At 72.5% G+C, this 18,525-nt stretch carries 15 protein-coding genes; 8 read left to right on the top strand and 7 right to left on the bottom strand.

The annotated features are described in order from the left end of the window. Positions 1–408 precede the first annotated feature (408 nt). The 5 genes from ACESMR_RS13435 to ACESMR_RS13415 all read left to right on the top strand — a co-directional run bounded on the left by ACESMR_RS13435 (position 409) and on the right by ACESMR_RS13415 (position 6,360). The gene (locus ACESMR_RS13435) at positions 409–2,028 is read left to right on the top strand and encodes a mechanosensitive ion channel family protein (protein ID WP_373047590.1); all 1,620 of its coding nucleotides are present in this window, start codon (positions 409–411) and stop codon (positions 2,026–2,028) included. Positions 2,029–2,184: 156 nt separating this feature from the next. Continuing rightward, entirely contained in the window at positions 2,185–3,558 is a 1,374-nt protein-coding gene (locus ACESMR_RS13430; RefSeq protein ID WP_373047589.1) for a formimidoylglutamate deiminase, read from the top strand. Continuing rightward, positions 3,555–4,697 (top strand): acetylornithine deacetylase, encoded by a 1,143-nt coding sequence (argE, locus tag ACESMR_RS13425; protein WP_373047588.1) that lies wholly within the window; start codon positions 3,555–3,557, stop codon positions 4,695–4,697. The genes ACESMR_RS13430 and argE overlap by 4 nt, the downstream gene beginning before the upstream one ends. Before the next feature lie 23 nt (positions 4,698–4,720). Next, a complete protein-coding gene (locus ACESMR_RS13420; RefSeq protein ID WP_373047587.1) occupies positions 4,721–5,239 on the top strand; it encodes a thioesterase family protein in 519 nt (172 codons plus the stop codon). Between the two features lie 44 nt (positions 5,240–5,283). Continuing rightward, the gene (locus ACESMR_RS13415) at positions 5,284–6,360 is read left to right on the top strand and encodes a hypothetical protein (protein WP_373047586.1); all 1,077 of its coding nucleotides are present in this window, start codon (positions 5,284–5,286) and stop codon (positions 6,358–6,360) included. 68 nt (positions 6,361–6,428) lie between these two features. Here ACESMR_RS13415 and ACESMR_RS13410 read toward each other — a convergent pair whose 3' ends face one another. The 4 genes from ACESMR_RS13410 to ACESMR_RS13395 form a co-directional block, all read right to left on the bottom strand. Continuing rightward, positions 6,429–7,316 (bottom strand): FecR domain-containing protein, encoded by an 888-nt coding sequence (locus tag ACESMR_RS13410; protein WP_373047585.1) that lies wholly within the window; start codon positions 7,314–7,316, stop codon positions 6,429–6,431. Continuing rightward, a complete protein-coding gene (locus tag ACESMR_RS13405) occupies positions 7,313–7,870 on the bottom strand; it encodes an RNA polymerase sigma factor (RefSeq protein ID WP_373047584.1) in 558 nt (185 codons plus the stop codon). Before ACESMR_RS13405 ends, ACESMR_RS13410 begins: the two co-directional genes overlap by 4 nt. Before the next feature lie 67 nt (positions 7,871–7,937). After that, entirely contained in the window at positions 7,938–9,125 is a 1,188-nt protein-coding gene (locus ACESMR_RS13400; RefSeq protein ID WP_373047583.1) for a hypothetical protein, read from the bottom strand. Then, positions 9,122–10,300, bottom strand: a complete 1,179-nt coding sequence (locus tag ACESMR_RS13395; RefSeq protein ID WP_373047582.1) for a DNA polymerase IV — start codon at positions 10,298–10,300, stop codon at positions 9,122–9,124. The genes ACESMR_RS13400 and ACESMR_RS13395 overlap by 4 nt, the downstream gene beginning before the upstream one ends. A gap of 108 nt (positions 10,301–10,408) precedes the next feature. On the opposite strand from ACESMR_RS13395, the gene ACESMR_RS13390 reads away from it, so the two are divergent. After that, complete coding sequence (locus ACESMR_RS13390; RefSeq protein ID WP_373047581.1) at positions 10,409–11,455, top strand: sodium:calcium antiporter; 1,047 nt, start codon at positions 10,409–10,411, stop codon at positions 11,453–11,455. On the opposite strand, the gene ACESMR_RS13385 is transcribed toward ACESMR_RS13390, so the two are convergent. Further along, complete coding sequence (locus tag ACESMR_RS13385) at positions 11,433–13,712, bottom strand: ATP-binding protein (RefSeq protein ID WP_373047580.1); 2,280 nt, start codon at positions 13,710–13,712, stop codon at positions 11,433–11,435. The genes ACESMR_RS13390 and ACESMR_RS13385 overlap by 23 nt on opposite strands. 197 nt (positions 13,713–13,909) lie before the next feature. On the opposite strand from ACESMR_RS13385, the gene ACESMR_RS13380 reads away from it, so the two are divergent. Further along, positions 13,910–14,734, top strand: a complete 825-nt coding sequence (locus ACESMR_RS13380) for a sulfurtransferase (protein ID WP_373047579.1) — start codon at positions 13,910–13,912, stop codon at positions 14,732–14,734. Positions 14,735–14,799: 65 nt separating this feature from the next. Then, positions 14,800–16,266 (top strand): hypothetical protein, encoded by a 1,467-nt coding sequence (locus ACESMR_RS13375; protein ID WP_373047578.1) that lies wholly within the window; start codon positions 14,800–14,802, stop codon positions 16,264–16,266. On the opposite strand, the gene ACESMR_RS13370 is transcribed toward ACESMR_RS13375, so the two are convergent. Then, the gene (locus ACESMR_RS13370; RefSeq protein ID WP_373047577.1) at positions 16,241–17,524 is read right to left on the bottom strand and encodes an APC family permease; all 1,284 of its coding nucleotides are present in this window, start codon (positions 17,522–17,524) and stop codon (positions 16,241–16,243) included. The genes ACESMR_RS13375 and ACESMR_RS13370 overlap by 26 nt on opposite strands. Positions 17,525–17,591: 67 nt before the next feature. Continuing rightward, positions 17,592–18,500, bottom strand: coding sequence for an MBL fold metallo-hydrolase (locus tag ACESMR_RS13365; protein WP_373047576.1), 909 nt, complete (start codon positions 18,498–18,500; stop codon positions 17,592–17,594). Positions 18,501–18,525 lie beyond the last annotated feature (25 nt).

Raw genomic sequence — 18,525 nt, 5'->3', positions numbered from 1 at the left:
GGCGGGGGTTCGCCGATGAAGCGCCGGTGACTTGTCCAGCGCTGTCGTATGCGTGAGGCCGAAGAATCTTCGGATCTCTACGTGCCGGCGAGCGCGCCATCCAATGCCCTGGCCGATTTGCCGAGCGCCCGGCTCCCCGTCGTGCAAGGCACCCAGCGTCCGAGCGCCCGAGCACCCGGCGGCGCACGGGGAAGGTCCGGCGCGGCGGAGGATGTTTCCCCCACCTCGGCCCGACGTGGCGGGGGCCACCGTGTTATGCGGGCGGTGGCCCGTTCAGCCCCACGGGCCCCGTTCGTACCCCCCCCCCCGCCCGCTGCGCGGCCTGCGCTGGGAGCGCGCGCCCTGCAGGGCCAGGGTGCTCTTTGCCTTCGAGGGCCCGGGGCCTCCCGCCCACGAAGAGGAGTCGCGATGTCGGACCGTTCCACCTCGTGGAGATTGGCGCCCCTCGTGCTCGTCGGCGTCGTGCTCCTGCTCGGAGCCGGCGCACCGGCGCATGCCGCAGGGGTGGAACTCCGCGCGCCTGCGGAAGGCATCGATCGCAGCACGCCGCGGCGGGCGCTGCGCCACTTCGTCCACGCCGCGCGTGCAGGCGAGGGTGATCGCGCCGCCCGGGCGCTCGATCTGCGGGGCCTGCCGCCGGAGGAGCGCAGGGACTCGCCCCGGCTCGCACGGCAGCTTCAGTTCGTCCTCGACCAGAAGCTCTGGATCGATTGGAACGCGATCTCCGACGATCCCGATGGCGACCCAGCCGATGGCGCCAACCGGGACGTGGTGGGAACCATCGCCCTGGGCGAGCGGGAGGTCGCGATCGAGCTGATCCGGATCGACGGTCGGTGGGCGCTGGCCGGTGGCACCGTGCGCGCGATCCCGGCGCTCTACGACGCCTACGGCGGCGCGCCTTTCGTGGATTCGCTGCCACAGCCCCTGGTCCGGTGGCGCTTCTTCGAGCTCGCCGCGTGGCAATGGCTCGGGCTCCTCGTCGCACTCTCCGGCGCCGCGCTCACCGGCCTGCTGCTCGGCACGCTTCTCGTCTTCACCGCCGACCGGATCGCGCGGCGCACGCCGGTGAAGTGGGACGATCAGCTGGTCGGCGTCTCCAGCGGGCCCGTCCGTCTCTTCACCGGCCTCCTCGCCGTCGGCGCGTTCGTCGGGCCGCTCCACCTTGCGGCCCCGGCGCAGGCGGTGGTCGACCTCCTCTGGCGGATCCTGATCGTCGTGGCGGTCGCCTGGTTTCTCGTCCGTTTCGTCGGCTTCCTCGCCGACACGGTGCAGGCCGCATTGGTGGACGAGGGCCCGGATCCCGCCAAGGCGCGTGCGGTGCGAACCCAGGTGGTGGTGCTCCGCCGCGTGGCCCTCGCCGTGGTCTGGGTGGTGGCGAGCGCGCTGGTCCTCGTCCAGTTCGAGGTGGTGCGTACCGTCGGCGTCTCGCTGCTCGCGTCCGCCGGCATCGCCGGCGTCGCCCTCGGCCTCGCCGCCCAGAAGAGCCTCACCACGCTCTTCGCCGGGATCCAGCTCTCCTTCACGCAGCCGGTGCGGATCGGCGACCAGGTGATCGTGGAGGGGGAGTGGGGCACCGTCGAAGAGATCCGCCTCACCTACGTGGTGGTGAAGATCTGGGACCTGCGGCGCCTCGTCCTGCCGATCACCTATTTCCTCGAGAAGCCGTTCCAGAACTGGACGAAGAGCTCGAGCGAGATCCTCGGCACGGTGGAGATCCATGCGGATTTCACGCTGCCGGTGGAGGCGGCGCGCGCCGAGGTCCTCCGCATCTGCGAGGCATCCGGCGACTGGGACGGCAAGTCCTGCGGCCTGCAGGTCACGCAGCTCGGCGATCGGACGATGACCCTCCGGGCCCTGGTCTCCGCTGCGGATGCGGGGCGGGCCTGGAACCTCCGCTGCGAGGTCCGGGAGAAGATGATTGCCTGGCTGCAGCGCCACGAGGGCGGCAGGTACCTCCCGCGCGCGCGTTACGCCTCCGCCGACGAGGAGGCGGGGGCGAACGTCGCCGTCGAGTCCGCGCTCCGCTGACCGCGAGTTGCGCGCGAAGCGCCCGTGTCGTCCGCCTGGTCCCGTGCGATCGGGGACCGAGTGGACGAGCGACAAGGCACCGGGCGGCACCGCTGCCGGACATCCGCCCCGCGACGCCCCGTGGCGGCACCGGCGGGAAACTGGTACGAGGCCGGCATGGAGTACCTGCTTCCCGAGTACGCCCTGGTCGATGGAGAGATTCGCGCCGGCGTCGCCGTAGGCGTCGAGGCCGACGGGACCATCGGTTTCGTCGGCACGCCGCCGCCGGGCGCCAACGCCACGTCCCTGCGTCGCCGCCTGCTCCTCCCGGGCTTCGTCAATGGCCACAGCCACGCCTTCCAGCGGGCGATCCGCGGCCGCTCCGAGTACCGGGTGCCCGGCAGGACCAGCGACGATTTCTGGACCTGGCGCGAGCAGATGTACGCAGCAGCGATGCGCCTCCGGCCCGAGGACGTCGAAGCGGTCTCCCGCATGGCCTTCGTGGAGATGGCGCTCGCCGGGATCACCACGGTCGGCGAGTTCCACTACCTGCACCACCAGCCCGACGGCACCCGCTACGCCGACCCCGACGAGCTCGCCCGCCGTGTCGCCGCTGCGGCGGAGAGCGCCGGCGTGCGGCTCGTTCTGCTGCGGGTCGGCTACGCCCGCGCCGGCTACGGCCGCAGCCCCGATCCCCGGCAGGCGCTCTTCATCGATCGGGATCCCGAGGAGACCCTCGGCGCCGTCGAGCGGCTGCGGCGCGGCGGCCTGCAGGTGGGCGTCGCCCCGCACAGCGTGCGGGCCCAGCCCCTCGAGTGGATCCGCGCCCTCGGCGGCTACGCGCAGGCGAACGGCCTGCCGCTGCACATGCACCTGAGCGAGCAGCCCCGCGAGATCGAGGAATGCCTCGCCGAGCATGGCGCCAGGCCCACCGAGGTGCTGGCGCGCGAGGGGCTGCTCGACTCGCGCTTCACCGGCGTGCACGGCGTCCACCTCACCGACGCGGAGATCGCCACGCTCGGCGAGGCCTACGCCAACATCTGCGCCTGCCCCACCACCGAGCGCAACCTCGGCGACGGCATCGTCCGCGCCCGCGAGCTCCTCCGTGCCGGCGCGCGGATCTGCTTCGGCACCGACTCGCAGATCGAGATCGCCCCGCTGCAGGATGCCCGCGCCCTCGAGTACCACCTGCGCCTGCAGCACCTCGAGCGCGCGCTCCTCGGCAACCCCGCCGGCGACAGCGCTCCCGACCGGCTCGCCGCCACACTGCTCGGCTGCGCGACGACCGCCGGCGCCCGTGCACTCGGCGTGAACGCCGGCACCATCGCGGTGGGAAGCCACGCCGATCTCCTCGGCGTCGACCTCGACGACCCCTCGATCTGCGGCGCCACCGTGGATACCCTGCTGCCGACACTGGTCTTCTCCCTGGAGCGCGCCGCGCTCCGCGACGTCTGGGTGGGCGGTCGCGCCGTGGTGCGCGACGGCAGGCATCCGGCGCAGGAGCGGGCCGTTCGCGACTTCCGCCAGACGATGGAGAAGCTCTGGGCATGACCGTCGACGCCGCGCAGATCCTCACCGAGTTGGTCGCCATCGACTCGGTGTCCGACCGACCGAACCGGCCGATCATCGATTGGCTGGCCCAGTGGCTGGAGAAGCGCGGCTTCGAGCTCCACTTCCACCGCTACCGCGACGAGCGCGGCGTCGAGAAGCTCAACCTCGTGGCGGTGGCGGGGCCGAAGCGCCAGCCGATCGGCGCAGGTGGCCTTGCCCTCGCGGGACATACCGACACCGTCCCCTACGATCCCGCGTGGACGGACGCGCTCCGGGTGACGGAGCGTGACGGAAAGATCTACGGCCGGGGCACCGCCGACACCAAGGGCTTCATCGCCGCGAGCCTGGCTGCGATCGATCGCACCGGCACCGAGAGATTGCAGGAGCCCCTCGTCTGCATCTTCACCGCGGACGAGGAGGTGGGCTGCGTCGGCGCCCGCAAATTGCTCGCCGAGCTCGAGGTCCGGCCTGCCCACGTCATCGTGGGTGAGCCCACCCGGCTCGTGCCGATCCGCTCGCACAAGGGCTATTGGCTCGCCGAGATCGAGTTCCGCGGTGGCGAGGGGCACAGCGCTTTCCCGTCGGTGGGACGCTCGGCGATCCTCGACGCGGGCCGGCTCCTCTGCAGGCTCGAGTCGGTGCAGAAGGAGTTGGAAGGAGACCCCGACCCGACCTTCGATCCGCCCTTCACCACCCTCAACGTCGGCACGATCGAGGGGGGCAAGGCCCGCAACGTGATCGCCGGGCGCTGCGCCTTTCCCCTGGAGTGGCGGCCGATCCCGCACCAGGAAGGCGAGAAGGTCGCGCGGATCCTCCGCCGGGAGCTGGACGAGATCGTGGCGGAGGATCCGGGCGTCGAGGCCTCGTTCGTGGTGAGCCGCACCGATCCTGCCGTGGCCACGCCGCCCGACGCGGCGATCGTGCGCTTCCTCGAGCAGGCCACCGGCAACGCCAGCACCACCATCCCCTTCGGCACCGAGCTGCCCTATTTCGACGCGGTGGGAACGCTCGGCTGCGTCTGCGGCCCCGGCGACATCCGGACCGCCCACCGCACCGGCGAGTACGTCGAGCGGGCAGAGCTCGATCGCGCGGTGGAGATCTACGTGCAGGCGATCGAGCATTTCTGCCGGGGCAATTGACGGCGACCAGCCGAAGGAAGTCCATGCTCGCCTCCTATCTCACCCGCCTCGGAAAGACCGCCATCGGCAGTCTCCGCAGGAGCCGCATCGACGCCCTCGGCGAGGCGAGGCTGCCGCTCCGCACCTGGCCGTTGGACGTGGACACCTACCTCCACGTGAACAACGGCCGCTACCTCACGCTGATGGACTTCGGCCGCTTCGACCACGCGATCCGCAGCGGGCTGCTGCGCGCCATGCTCGCCAACCGCTGGCGTCCGATCCTCGGCGCCGCCACCGTCGAGTACCGCCGCGAGCTCCTCCCCCTGCAGCGCTTCGAGCTCGCCACCCGCCTCGTCGCCTGGGACGAGAAGTGGTTCTACATGGAGCAGCGCTTCGAGCGGAGCGGGACGCTCCACGCCCAGGCGATGGTGCGGGGTGTGCTCAAGCAGGGGCGCAGGACCGTGCCGCCGGCGGAGCTTCTCCGGGCGGTGGGCCACGACGGGCGCTCGCCAGAGAAGAGCCCGGCGCTCCAGCGCTGGATCGAGGCGCAGGCGGCGAGTTGATCGGCGGCGCGTTGGGGGCTACGGATGATCCAGAAGGAGACACCGTGGTCCAGAACGAGGCGCCCAGCGAGGCGCTCCGACGCAACGAGCGAGTGGCGAGCTGGGGGATCTGGGGTCTCGCTTTCGGCTACTTCGCCTGCTACGTCCCCTACAGCGCCCTCACCAAGGCGATCTCCACGGGCATGCTCCCCGGCATGGAGCGGCCGGTCCCCGGCCTCGAGCTGCTACCGGCCACGGTGATCGCCTCGATGCTGGGGATGTTCGCCTTCCTGACCAGCAGGGGCTGGTGGAAGTACGCCGCCCACTTCGAGCTCTTCGGCCTGCGGCTGCCGCGCCCCACCGCCTGGACCTTCCTCTCGGGCCTCGCCACCGCCACCATCGTGGCCACCACGACGCTCGCCTATACGTTCAGCGGCACCTCGATCGTCTTCATGATGCTGTTGATGCGGGGCGGCGTGCTGGTGATCGCGCCCCTCGTCGACGTGGTGAGCAGGCGCCACGTGCGCTGGTTCTCCTGGGTGGCCCTGGCCTCGAGCCTCGCGGCGCTCCTCGTCAACCTCGCCGACGGCGGCAGCTACGTCCTCTCCATCGCCGCAGCGATCGACGTGGTCCTCTACCTCGCGAGCTATTTCGTGCGGCTGCGCTTCATGAGCCGCTTCGCCAAATCCGACGACGAGAACGCCAACGTCCGCTTCTTCGTCGAGGAGCAGATGGTCGCGACGCCCGTGGCGGTGATGATGCTCGCGCTCCTCGCGGCGATCGGCGGCAGCGAGAGCCTGCTCACCATCCGCGCGGGCTTCACCGGCATCTTCTCCGGTGGCTTCCTCCTGCCGGCGATCGTGGTGGGGCTGTTCTCGCAGGGCACGGGGATCTTCGGCGGCCTCATCCTCCTCGACAAACGCGAGAATACCTTCTGCGTACCGGTGAACCGCTCTTCGAGCATCCTCGCCGGCCTCGGCGCGGCCTATTCGCTCACGTTCCTCTTCGGCAACGCGCCGCCGCGGGCCTCGGAGCTGGCGGGCGCCGCGCTGATCGTGGCGGCGATCCTCTTTCTCACCGTGCCGGGGCTCCTCGCCAGGCGCCGGGCAGCGGCAGCTCCGACGCCGCGCCTCTCCGCCTGAGATCCGAAATGAAGAAGCGCCGCCTCCCACGAGGAGAGGCGGCGCTCGCATCGAAAAGGGTCACGCAATCAGCGGCCGGTGCGCCCCAGCCACTGCTCGAGCCGCTCGACCCGGGCGCTCCCGGGGAAGCGCTGCCGGAACTGCGCCGCCAGGTCGTCCGCCGCCGCGCGCTCACCGAGCCGCGCCTTCGCCAGGGTGAGGTAGAAGAGCGCCTCCTCCTCGAAGGGACCGCCACCGAAGTCGGCCCGGTAGCGCTCGAGGAGCGCAGCCGCCCGCTGCAGATCCTCGCCGCGGGAGACGAGCACCACCGCCTCGCGCACCAGCGCCTCGCCACCGCTCTGCCGATCGACCGTGGCAGCGCCGCAATAACGGCCCGTCTCGCCGGCGGCGAGGTACCGGATGCCGGCGGATTCGGTGACCCGAACCCGGCCCTCGCTCACCGCGACGCTGCTGCATTCGCCTTCGGCCGCGACCTCGAAGCGGGTGCCGACCACCTCGACCAGCACCTGCCCGGTGCGGACACGGAAGCTCTCGCCTTCCTGCAGCTTCTCCACCTCGAAGGAGGCGCTTCCCGCCTCGACCCGGAAGGCTGCGGCCCCCGCGGCAACCGAGTCGAAGTGGAGCGTGCCCCCGGTGGCGACCTCGATCCGGTGGGGACCCACCGCGTAGCGGCCTGCCTGCCGGACGGCGCCTGCAGCAGGTGCCTCCACCGAGGCGAGCGGCGCGCTCGGCACCACCGGCGCCTGGGTCTCGAGACCGGCCGTCAACACCAGGGCCGCCGTCGCCGCGCCGGCCAGCGCCAGCCCGGTGAAGACCTTCGCCCACGGAAACGAGGGCCGGCGCCGTGCGAGCGCCCCCTCGACGATCCGCCGCTGCACCGCAGCGGACGGCTCCATCCCGGCGAGGCTCCGCAGGGCCAGCGTTCCGGACTCCTGCTCCTCGTGCTCGTGGCTCATCGCCTCCCCCACGACAGGCCCAGCTCCTCCAGGGGCGCCTGGTGCGCCTCCCACAGGGCCTGGAATGCCTTCTTTGCCAACCGCGCGCGGCTCGCCACGGTGCCGGGTGGAATCCCCAGCATCTCGGCGACCTCTTCCCGCGTATGTCCTTCGATTTCCATCAGGACGAGTACCTCCGCCTGTGCCCTTGGCAATTTCTCGAGGCAGGAGCGAACCGCCAGCTCACGGCCGGTGTCCTCCTGCGTCTCGTGCTCGAACGCCGGCTCGATCTCCCGGTCCGATCCCAGGAAGGCGCGCTTCCACCACACGTTGCGCCGCGCGTTGCTCACCACCCGCCGCGTAATCTGGTAGAGCCACGAGCCCAACGCTTCCTCCGCCCGGCAGGTGTCGATCCGCCGAGCGGCGATGGCGAGCACCTCCTGCGCGGCATCCTCTGCCTCGGCGGGGCCGAGACCGAGCAGCACCGCCCACCGGTAGACCTGGCTGCTCCGTTCCCGGAACAGCCGCTGCCAGGCCGCTTCATCACCTGCTTTGCAAGCCTCGAGGAGCGTCATCAAACGTCTTTCTGGTGACCGCAAGCAGCCGTCACCGGAGCCAATGTCCCCGGCACCGGCTTTCGGATCACCGGGACCAGGCGATTTCCAGGCCGAGCCGCGCCGACAGGGCGTTCACCGTGGCGACGGGCCCATCTTCCCCCACATGGGTCTCGCGGGCGGTCGGCATCCACTGCAGGGCGGCGGCGCAGGCCAGCTCGACCCCCATGTAGGGGCCGAATCCCAGCCTTGCCCCGGCAAGGGGCCCCACGTCCCAGGTCACCAGGGTGTCGCCGTCGGCGTAGCGGGGGGCGAGAACGAGGCGCTCCCCGGCGACACCGGCGAGGCCCTGCAACGCCCAGAGCCTACCCGAAGCGAGGGAGGCTTGCAGGCCGGCTTCGAGGCCGAGGGCCTCCACGCCGACGGGGAGGTCGGCGAAGCTCCACTCCACCTCCGGCTGCCAGGCTCCGCGGGCGAAGAGGGGGCCGAGGGCGAGGCCGAGGCCGAGCTCCGGAGCGGCGATCCCCGGGCTGCGCACCCGGAGCGCCGTCGCGGCGCCAACCCGTATGGGCCAGGTCCGCTGCCCCGGGGCGTCGAAGTCGATGGACGGGGCCGGGGCCGTTGCCGCCACCCCGGTTGGATCGGTGGCGGCGGGGGGCTCCACCGCAGCGGCGGCTGGCGCCACCTCGACCACGATCGGCTCCGGCGTCGGCGCGACCTCGGGCACGGGTACGGGCACGGGCTCCGGCGCGTCTGCGGGAGCCGGCGGCTGCACCGTCGCCGCCGGCCGCACCTGCTGCTGCGGCTTCTTCGCCAGCTCCTTCTTCCGCGGCGGTGCCCGCTTCTTCTTCGGCGCCCGGACCGGCTCCTGCGGCGCTGGCGGCGGCTGCGCCCAGGCTGCGGCGAGCCGGTGCTCCGCGAGCAGCGCCTCCACCAGCACCGAGAACTCGTTGAGCCGCCCGCTGCGCTCCAGCTGCGCCAGCGGCGCCTCCACCGTCGCCAGCCAGGGCACCGCCCGCTCCAGCGCCACGCCATCGGGCCCGAGGAGCCGGAACTGCACCCCGCCACCCCGCGGCTCGAAGCGGCCCACGTAGCCTCCCGCGTTGCTCGCGGGACAGGCCCCCTCCACGACCTCGACCTGCACCGTGCTCAGCCAGCGCTCGAGCCCGTCGCCCGCTCCACCCGGCGCGCAGATCACCAGCGACTGCGCCGCTGCAGACGCGGCCAGCGGCAGGGCGGCGACGCCGAGCGCCGCCAGCAGCACAGGTCGCATCATGGCAGCTCGCTCGCCCGGCGCACCGCCGCGTTGCCGAACTTCGCCCGCACGTCGTCGAGGGCCCGGTCGAGCGCCGACTGCTTCTTCTCCACCGGCGCCGCGAAGAGATCCCCCTGGGCAGCGCCTGCCGTGCGGAGGTCGTAGGCGGCGAGGCCCACCAGCCGCATCGGCTCCCCGAGATCGAAGGCCGGCAGGAGCCGCAGCGCCGCCTCGAAGAGCGCCGGCGCCGCATCCGTGGGCCGCTGCAGCACCACCTGCCTGGTGTGGAGCTGGAAGTCGGCGGTCTTGAGCTTCACCCGCAGGCCGCCGGCACGAAGCCCGGCCTTGCGGAGGCGGAACGCCAGCTTGTCGGAGAGGGCCAGGAGCCAGGGCCGGATCGCCTCCACCCCGAGGGCGTCGCGGGCGAGGGTCTCCTCGGCGCCGATGCTCTTCGCCTCCCGATCCGGCACCACCTCCCGCGGATCGTCGCCCCAGGCGAGTCGATGGAGGTGCACGCCCATCGAGCCGAGCTGCGCCTCGAGGAAGGAGCGGCTCGCGTGGGCCACGTCGCCGACGGTGCGGAGGCCGAGGCGCTGGAGCCGCTCCTCCGCCTTCGGTCCCACGCCCCAGAGCCGGCCCACCTTCATCGGGTGGAGGAAGGCCGCGACCTCCTCCGGCGGGACCACGGTGAGACCGTCGGGTTTGCGGTGATCGCTGGCCACCTTGGCCACGAATTTGGTCGAGGCGACGCCGACCGAGACGTTGAGCCCCGTGGCAGCACGGACCGCGTCCTTGATCCGCCGGGCGATCGCCGGCGGCGGGCCGAAGAGCTTCTCCGCGCCGCTCATGTCGAGGAAGGCCTCGTCGAGGCTCAAGGCCTCCACCCTGGGCGAGAAGGTGGCGAAGGTCTCCATCACCTGCCGGGAGATCTCGGCGTAACGGGAGAAGCGCGGTGGCACCACGATCGCATCCGGACAGCGCCGCATCGCCTGCGCCATCGGCATCGCGCTGCCCACGCCGAAGGGCCGGGCTTCGTAGGAAGCGGTGGTGACCACGCTCCGCTCGCCCGGGTGGCCGACGATCACCGGCTTTCCCCGCAGCTCCGGGTGATCGAGCTGCTCGACCGCCGCGAAGAAGGCGTCCATGTCCGCGTGGACGATGATGCGGGGCCAGCGCTGCCGGCCGGGTGCTTCCATGGGTGCAAGGTCGCACGGACACAGGGCGTCCGACAACGCCGCGGCGGACCCGAGCGCCCCTTGTGCAGGCTTTCCCCGGCGGGGTGCGGCACCCAGCCTCCCTCCCGGATGGGAAGCGAAACCTGGCCCCTCGGGCCCAGCATCGTCGTCTTCGCAGCGAGCGCCCTCCTGGTTGCCTTCGTCGGCGTGCGGATGTCGAAGGTCGCCGACCTCCTCGCCGACCGGATCGGCCTCGGCGAGGCGCTCTTCGGCGGCGTCTTCCTCGGCGCCAGCACCTCGCTCTCCGGCATCGTCACCTCGGTGACCGCCGCAGCGAGCAACCACCCGGAGCTCGCCTACAGCAACGCGGTGGGGGGCATCGCGGCGCAGACCTTCTTTCTCGCCGTCGCCGACGTGGCCCACCGGCGCATCAACCTCGAGCACGCGGCGGCCTCCTTCGAGAACTTGATCTACGGCTCGCTGCTGGTGGCCCTGCTGGCGATCCCGCTCTTCACCGCGGTGACGCCGGAGTTCACCATCTGGTCGGTGAGCCCCGCGGCGCCGCTGATGATCCTGGTCTACCTCTACGGCCTGCACCTGGTCCGGCTCGGGCACGAGAAGCCGATGTGGAGGCCGACCAGGACCCGGGAGACCGAGCCCGACGTCCCCCAGGAGGAGGACGGCACCGGCCCCAGCACCCGCTCGCTCTGGGGCCGCTTCGCGATCTTCGCCGCCTGCACCGCTGCTGCAGGCTGGGCGATCGCCCGGGCCGGCACCTCGATCACCGCCGCCACCGGCCTCTCGGAGAGCGTGGTCGGCGCGCTCTTCACCGCGGTGGCCACCTCGCTGCCCGAGCTCATCACCACCGTGGCGGCGGTGCGGCTGGGCGCGCCCACCCTCGCCGTCGGCGGGATCATCGGGGGCAACGCCTTCGACACGCTCTTCCTCGCGGTATCGGACGTCGCCTACCGGGAGGGATCGCTCTTCCACGCGGTGCCCCAGGACGGGTTCTTCCTGGTCACCCTCGCGATTCTCGAGACCAACGTGCTGGTCCTCGGCCTGCTCAGCAGGGAGAAGCGCGGCCTCGCCAACATCGGCTTCGAGAGCGTCTCCCTCGTCGTTCTCTACCTCGGCGGGATGGCGCTGCTCTTCTTCATGGGGATGGGACGCGGGTAGGGCGGGGCAGGTGGATGGTGGTGGTGGAGCCCCTGCCGACGCGGCTCTCGATCGTGATCTTGCCGCCGTGGGCCTCGACCACCAGCCTGGCCAGGAACGGGCCGAGGCCGACGATGCCGATGTAGTGGGGCGAGCCCGGTGGCCAGGGCTCGAAGAGCGGCTCGAAGACATGGCCGAGTCGATCCCCGGGGATTCCGGGGCCTCGATCGGAGACGCGGATTCTCACCTCCTCCGGCAGTGCCTCGATCACGACGCGAACCAGCCCGCCGTCGGGCTGGTAGCGGAAGGCCAGATCGAGCAGGGCCCGGAGCGCCTGTCCGAGCCGGGACGCATCGGCGCGGACGACGGGCCTGCCCTCCACCTCCACCACCACGTCCCGCGCCTCCCCGAGCTGTGCCACCTCGTGTGCGGCGCGATCGGCGAGCTTGCGGAGGTCCACGTCACCGAGCTGGAGGGGTTCGCCACCGAGGAGGTCGTGGGTGTCGAGGAGATCCCGGGCGAGGGTCGCCGTCCGATTGGAGATCCGGGCCATGCGCTCGACCACGCGGCGGTCCTCCTCCCTTCCAGCGAGGCGGCGCTGCAGGAGCATCGAGAGGGTCTTGAGCGAGGTGGCGGGGCTGCGCAACTCGTGGGCCGCAGCGGCGATGAAGGACTCCCGGATCCAGAGCTCGTTTCGGACCTGCTCGAAGAGCCGGGCGTTCTGGACGCCGGCGGCGAAGAGATCGCCCAGCGCGGTGGCTAGGTGGATCTGCTCGGTACCGAAATGATCGGGCGCGGGGCTGCCCAGGCCGAGAACGGCGACGATGCTGCCCCGGAAGTGCAGGGGGACGGCGAGCACGCTCCGGAGCCCCGTGGCAGCGGCGACCGTGTGGATCCGTCCCGCGGTCCGATCCGCGCGGAGGTCGGGGATGGAGATGGTCCGGCCGGTGCGCCAGGCCTCCGCCGCCGCGACGGGGCTGTCGCGGCGGAGGCGCTCGACGGGGCGGAGGCTGCCTTCGAAGCCGTGCGCCGTGAGGAGGACCATCTCGTCCCCCTGCACGACCCAGAGCGCGCAACCCGGAGCCTGGAGCGCGGTGCGCGCCTGCTCCACCACCACCGCAGCGACCGCCTCGAGGGAGGCGTCGTCCACCAGGGCCCGGGCGGCGGTGGCGACGGCGGCGAGCTCGTCGGCCCTGCTCCGCAAGCGGCCGGTGGTTCGCTCCAGCGACTCGGCCATCGCGTCGAAGCTCCAGGCGAGCTCGCGGATCTCCCCGGGACCGGTCACCGCGCCCACCCGTGCAGCGAGCTCGCCGCGGCGGAGGCGCCCGGTGGTGCGGGCCAGCGATTGGAGCGGCCGGAGCACCAGCGTGCCGCCGACCCACGCGACCGCAGCGGCGAAGATCGCGACGACGAGGAGGAGGCCGAGGTCCCGCAACGCGATGCGTTCGAGCGGGGCGAGCACCGGCTCGATGGGCAGGCCCACCACCACGTAGATCCCCGAGGCCTTCTCGCCGCGGGGGACGAAGGTGAAGCCGTAGATGCGGCGAATGCCGTCGCCCCCCTTCGCCAGGACCGTGCCCTCGCGCAGGTCGAGGACCCGCTCCACGAGGAGTGGTGCGTCCGGTCGCAGTCCGAGCTCGAGGGGCCCCGCCGGATTCCGGGCGAGGAGCGCTCCCTTCTCGTCGAGGATGAGCGCGGTGGCGTCCTCGGGCAGCCGCGCGTCCTCGAGGAGGGGGGTGAGCCAGGCGAGGCGCAGGGTTGCGTAGACGGCGCCGGCCGGCCTGCCCTTCTCGTCCTGGAGCGGCGCGGCGAATCCCACGGTGGGCTCGCCACCGGCGTCCCCGAGGGAATAGTCGCCCACCTCGAAGTTGCCCGATTCGATCGCGTCGGAGGCGTGCGTCGACCCGGCGAGGTCCGGCGGGGTGGTGCCGCTGGCGCTGCAGCGGAGCCTGCCGTCCGGTCCCGTCACGCCGAGGTCGGCGAGGCGTGGATCGTCGCGCAGCAGCCGCGGAAAGACCTCGGTGCACGCCGTTCGCGCGCCTGCCGCCTCCGCCACCCGCGCCGAGGTGGCGAGGAGCTGGCGCATGCCCTCGATCAGCCGCTCCTCCTCCACCGCCGCGTTGCGGGCGGTGCGGAGAGCGGTATCCCTGGCGTGCTCGCCCGCCATCTCCCGCTCGAATCGGCTCCGCTCCAGGAGGAGGAAGATCGCCGGGATGAGCGCGAGGAGAACGAGGAGTGTGACCCGGAGGCGGAGGCTCGGCGGCCGGGCGTACTTCACCTTCGCGCTCCCGGACCTGCCGAGCGCGCAGCGCTGCCCCGAGAACACTCCTGGTGAAAAGCGCGGCGGGAAGAACCACCCGGCCGCTGCGTACCGTACATCGCCCGGCCCTCGTCCCGAACAAGGTAGGGCGCGACCTGCCCGGAGGAATCCGTCCCGCGCCCACGCGGCGGCGCAGGGCGGGTAGGATGGGGCGCATGCCCGTCCACCAAGTGTCGAATGAGCCGGCAATCGTCGGTGTGGAAGCCCTGCGGGGCGGCTGGGTCCTCCTCGATGCGCGCCCCGCTGCAGCCTACGCGGCGGGGCACCTACCGGGGGCCTTGCACGCGGACCCCGACCGGGATCTTGCCGCGCCGGCGCCCGACCCCGCGCGCGGCGGGCGGCATCCGCTGCCCGACGCGGCCGCATTCGGCGCCCGGGTGGCAGCCTGGGGCATCGGTCCGGACACGCCTGTCGCCATCTACGACGACCAGGGCGGCGCCAACGCTGCGGCCCGGGCGTGGTGGATGCTCCGCAGCCTCGGCAACCGCTTCGCCGCGCTCCTCGACGGTGGCCTCCAGGGGGCGGGCCTCCCCCTCGACACCGAGGTCCCCGTGCCGGTGCCGGTGGCGCCCTGGGGCGAGGCCTGGCACCTGCCGACGGTGGGGGTCGAGGCGGTGGACGAGCTGCGCCGGGACGCCGGCTGGATGGTGCTCGACGTCCGCGCCGCCTTTCGCTACCGGGGCGAGGGCGAGCCCATCGATCCGGTGGCGGGCCACATTCCCGGGGCCCGGAACCTGCCCTTCGCCGAGAACCTCGGGAGGGAGGGCCGCTTCCTCGCGCCGGAGGTGCTCCGGGCCCGGTACCTCGAGCTCCTCGGCGGTCTTCCGCCCGAGCGCCTCGTGGTCCACTGCGGTTCGGGCGTCACCGCCTGCCACACCCTCGTCGCTCTGGAGCGCGCGGGGCTGCCCGGCGCCTCGCTCTACGTCGGCTCCTGGAGCGAGTGGTGCCGCACCGAGCGGCCGGTGGCGACGGGGGCCTGATTCGCGCCGGCGCTGCCGGGTAGACTCGCCACCCGGTCCGGCTCCATCCCCTTTCGGAGGTTTCCTTGGCTGATCGACGACTCGAGCGCCTGCTGCCCGTGCTGCAGTGGCCCACCCGCAGCGAGGCGGAGGCCTCCCGCTGGTTCTCGCCCGTGCAGCTCGGGCCCCTCCGGGCCGAGCAGCGCACCTGGGTGCCGGCGATGGTGCCCTGGCGGGCCACCGGGGACGGCGAGGTCACCGACGCGGTGATCGACTGGTACGCCCGCTTCGCCGAGGGCAGGCCCGGCGTGATCGTGGTCGAGGCCACCGGGATCCGCGACGTGCCGAGCGGGCCGCTGCTGCGCATCGGCCACGACCGCTACGTGCCGGGGCTGCGCCGCCTCGTGGAGGCGGTGCGGGAGGCGAGCGGCGGGCAGACCCGCCTGCTGGTGCAGCTCATCGACTTCCTCGCGATCAAGCGCCGGCCGGAGCGGGAGAAATTCTTCGCCCGCTTCCTCGAGGTCGACGACGCGCTCCGCGCCGCCGCAGCGGCGGCGCTCGGTGACGAGGTGCTGCGCACCGCTGCCGAAGAGCAGCTGCGCAGCCGCCTCGCCTCCACGCCCGACGAGCTGCTCGAGCGAATCCTGCCGCCCCGCACCTTCGAGAGCTACGCGATGGGATACCGGGAGCGGGTCACCGACCTGCACCTGGCCCAGGTGCGCGACCTGCCGCGGACGCTGCCCGGGCTCTTCGCCGCAGCAGGCGTGCGGGCGCGGGAGGCGGGCTTCGACGGCGTCGAGCTCCATTACGCCCACGCGTACACCATGGCCTCCTTCCTCTCGGCGCGGAACACGCGGGCGGACGGCTACGGCGGCCCGCGCGAGAACCGCGTGCGCCTGCCCCTCGAGGTCTTCGCCGCGGTGCGCGCCGCGGTGGGTAGCGACTGGGCGGTGGGCTGCCGCTTCCTCGGCGACGAGGTGATCGAGGGAGGCAACCGGATCGACGACGCCGCCTTCTTCGCGACCGAGTTCGCCCGGGCGGGCTTCGATTTCCTCAGCGTCTCGAAGGGCGGCAAATTCGAGGACGCGAAGCAGCCGAAGGTCGGCGCCGCTGCCTATCCCTACACCGGCCCGAGCGGCCACGAGTGCATGCCCACCGTCCATCTCGAAGGTGGTCCCTTCGGCAGGAACGTGCCCCTCGCTGCGGCGATCCGGCAGGCGGTGCGGGCGGCGGGCTTCGCGACGCCGGTGGTGGCGGCAGGGGGCATCTCCACCTTCGAGCAGGCGGAGGCGATCCTCGCGAGCGGCGCCGCCGACGTGGTGGCGGCAGCGCGGCAGACCCTCGCCGATCCCGATTGGTTCCGGAAGATCCACGAGGGCCGGGGGGAAGAGGTGCGGCGCTGCTTCTTCACCAATTACTGCGAGGCCCTCGACCAGGCCCACAAGGAAGTGACCTGCCAGCGGTGGGACCGGCTCTTCCCGGAAGGCGAGGGGCAGGTGCCGCTGGCCCGGGACGGCAGGCGCCGGCTCACCGCCCCGCGCTGGAAGGCCTGAAGCCGGTACCGGCCCGGTTGCGCAGGAGGAAGACGGCGGTGGCCACGGCGAAGAGCGCGAGGCCCGCCACCACCGACGCCACCGGCAGGGCGAAGGCGAGGAGGAGGCAGCCGCCGACGCCCGCGGCGGCGATCCACTTCGGCCAGCGGCGCTCGCTCTCGCCGAGGGTGAGCGCCGCCGCGTTGGCCACGCCGTAGTAGACGAGCACGGCGAAGGAGCTGAAGCCGATCGCCTCGCGCAGGTCGGCGAAGATCACCACCGTGCCCACCACCACGCCGACCGCCACCTCCGCCCGGTGGGGCACGTGGAAGCGGGGGTGGACCGCGGCGAAGAGGCGGGGCATGTCGCCTGCCGCCGCCATGGCGAAGGTGGTGCGGCTCACGCCCACCACCAGCGAGAGGAGCACGCCGAGGCTCGCCACCGCGGCGCCGACCCGCACCACCGGCGCCATCCACGCGAAGCCGCTCGCAGCCACTGCGGTGGCGAGGGGCGCCGGGCTCGCCGCCAGCGCCGGGGCGCCCACCGCGAGCAGCGCCGATCCCAGCACCACCGTGTAGACGAGCAGGGTGATCCCCAGCGCCCGCGGGATCGCCTTCGGGATGGTGACGGTGGGATCGATCACCTCCTCCCCGAGGGTGGCGAGGCGGGCATAGCCGGCGAAGGCGAAGAAGAGCAGGCCCGCGGCCTGGAGCACGCCGCCGGGATCGGTGCGATCTGCGTCGGGGAGGAGCCGGGCCCACTCCACCGAACCGCCCAGCCAGATCGCCGCCACCGAGAGGGCGAGCACGGCGAGGACGACGGTGACGATCGCCGCGGTGGCCCGTGCGGTCTTGTGCACGCCGCGCAGGTTGAGGGCGGTGAGCGCCACCACCGCCGCCAGGGCCAGCGGCCGCGAAAGCGCCGGCGCCACGTAGCTGCCGAAGGTGAGGGCCATCGCGGAGCAGCTGGCGAGCTTGCCGAAGACGAAGCCGAAGCCGGCGAGGTAGCCCCAATAGTGGCCGAGGCGCTTCTTGCCGTAGACGTAGGTGCCGCCCGATTCGGGATGGAGCGCGGCGAGCTGCGCCGAGGAGGTGGCGTTGCAGTAGGCGACGAAGGCGGCGAGGAGCAGGCCGAGGAGCAGGGCGGGTCCCGCCGCACGGGCGGCTGGGCCCACCGCGGCGAAGATGCCGGCGCCGACCATGGCGCCGAGGCCGAGGATCACGGCGTCGCTGAGGTGGAGGCGGCGGGCGAGGCGGCTGGGCGCAGGGGTCGGCGTCATCGCCGCCGTCTCTAACAAAGGCGGGCCGGCGCGGTCCACCAACGCCGGCCCACGTGCCCGGGGTCGATCAGCCCGCTGCCTTCGCCGGCGCGGGGATCGGCGTGCCGTCCTCCTCCGCCGGGCCGAAGAGGTTCAAGGGGATGGCGAGGTAGCGCTGGCCGTTGGCGTGGCGCGCCGGCAGGCGGCCCGCGTCGACGTTCACCTGCACCGAGGGGAAGAGGAGCTTCGGCGGCGCGAGCACCGCGTCGCGCTGGGAGCGGAAGGAGACGAATTGCTCCTGGGTGGTCTCGGCGGTGAGCTGGATGTTCATCGCCTTCTCCGTGCCGATGGTGGTCTCCCAGCGGACCTCGCGGCCACCGGGCTGGTAGTCGTGGCCGACGAAGACCCGGGTCTCGTCGGGGAGCGCGTAGAGCTTCTGCACCGAGCGGTAGAGGTCGGTGGCGCTGCCGCGCGGGAAGTCGCAGCGGCCGGTGCCGGCGTCCTCGAGGAAAATCGCGTCGCCGGTGAAGACGGCGTCGCCGATCCGGAAGCTCACACAGGCGGGCGTGTGGCCCGGGGTGGCGATGACGCCGATGGCGAGGGAGCCTGCGGTGAAGGTCTCGCCGTCCCGCAGCAGCCGGTCGAATTGCGAACCGTCCACCGGGAACGAGGCACCGAGGTCGAAGATCTCCCGGAAGGTCTCCTGCACCACCGTGATCCGCTCGCCGATCGCCACCTGCGCTCCAAAGCGCCTCTTCAGGTATTGCGAGGAGGAGAGGTGGTCGGCGTGGGCGTGGGTTTCCAGCACGTAGTGGAGCTGCAGCCCCTTCTCGCGGACGAAGGTCTCGACCTGCCGGACCGAATCGACGCCGGTCTGCGCCGCGAGCGGGTCGTAGTCGAGGACCGGGTCGATGACCACCGCGTCGCGGGTCGCCTCGTCGAACACGACGTAGGTGAGGGTCGAGGTCCGGGTGTCGTAGAAAGTCTCGATCTGCATGGCGTTCTCCTTGGAGAGCAAGAAG

The sequence above is a fragment of the Vulgatibacter sp. genome, assembly GCF_041687135.1.
Taxonomy (GTDB): Bacteria; Myxococcota; Myxococcia; order Myxococcales; family Vulgatibacteraceae; genus JAWLCN01.
This window is presented reverse-complemented; position numbering and strand designations above follow the sequence as displayed.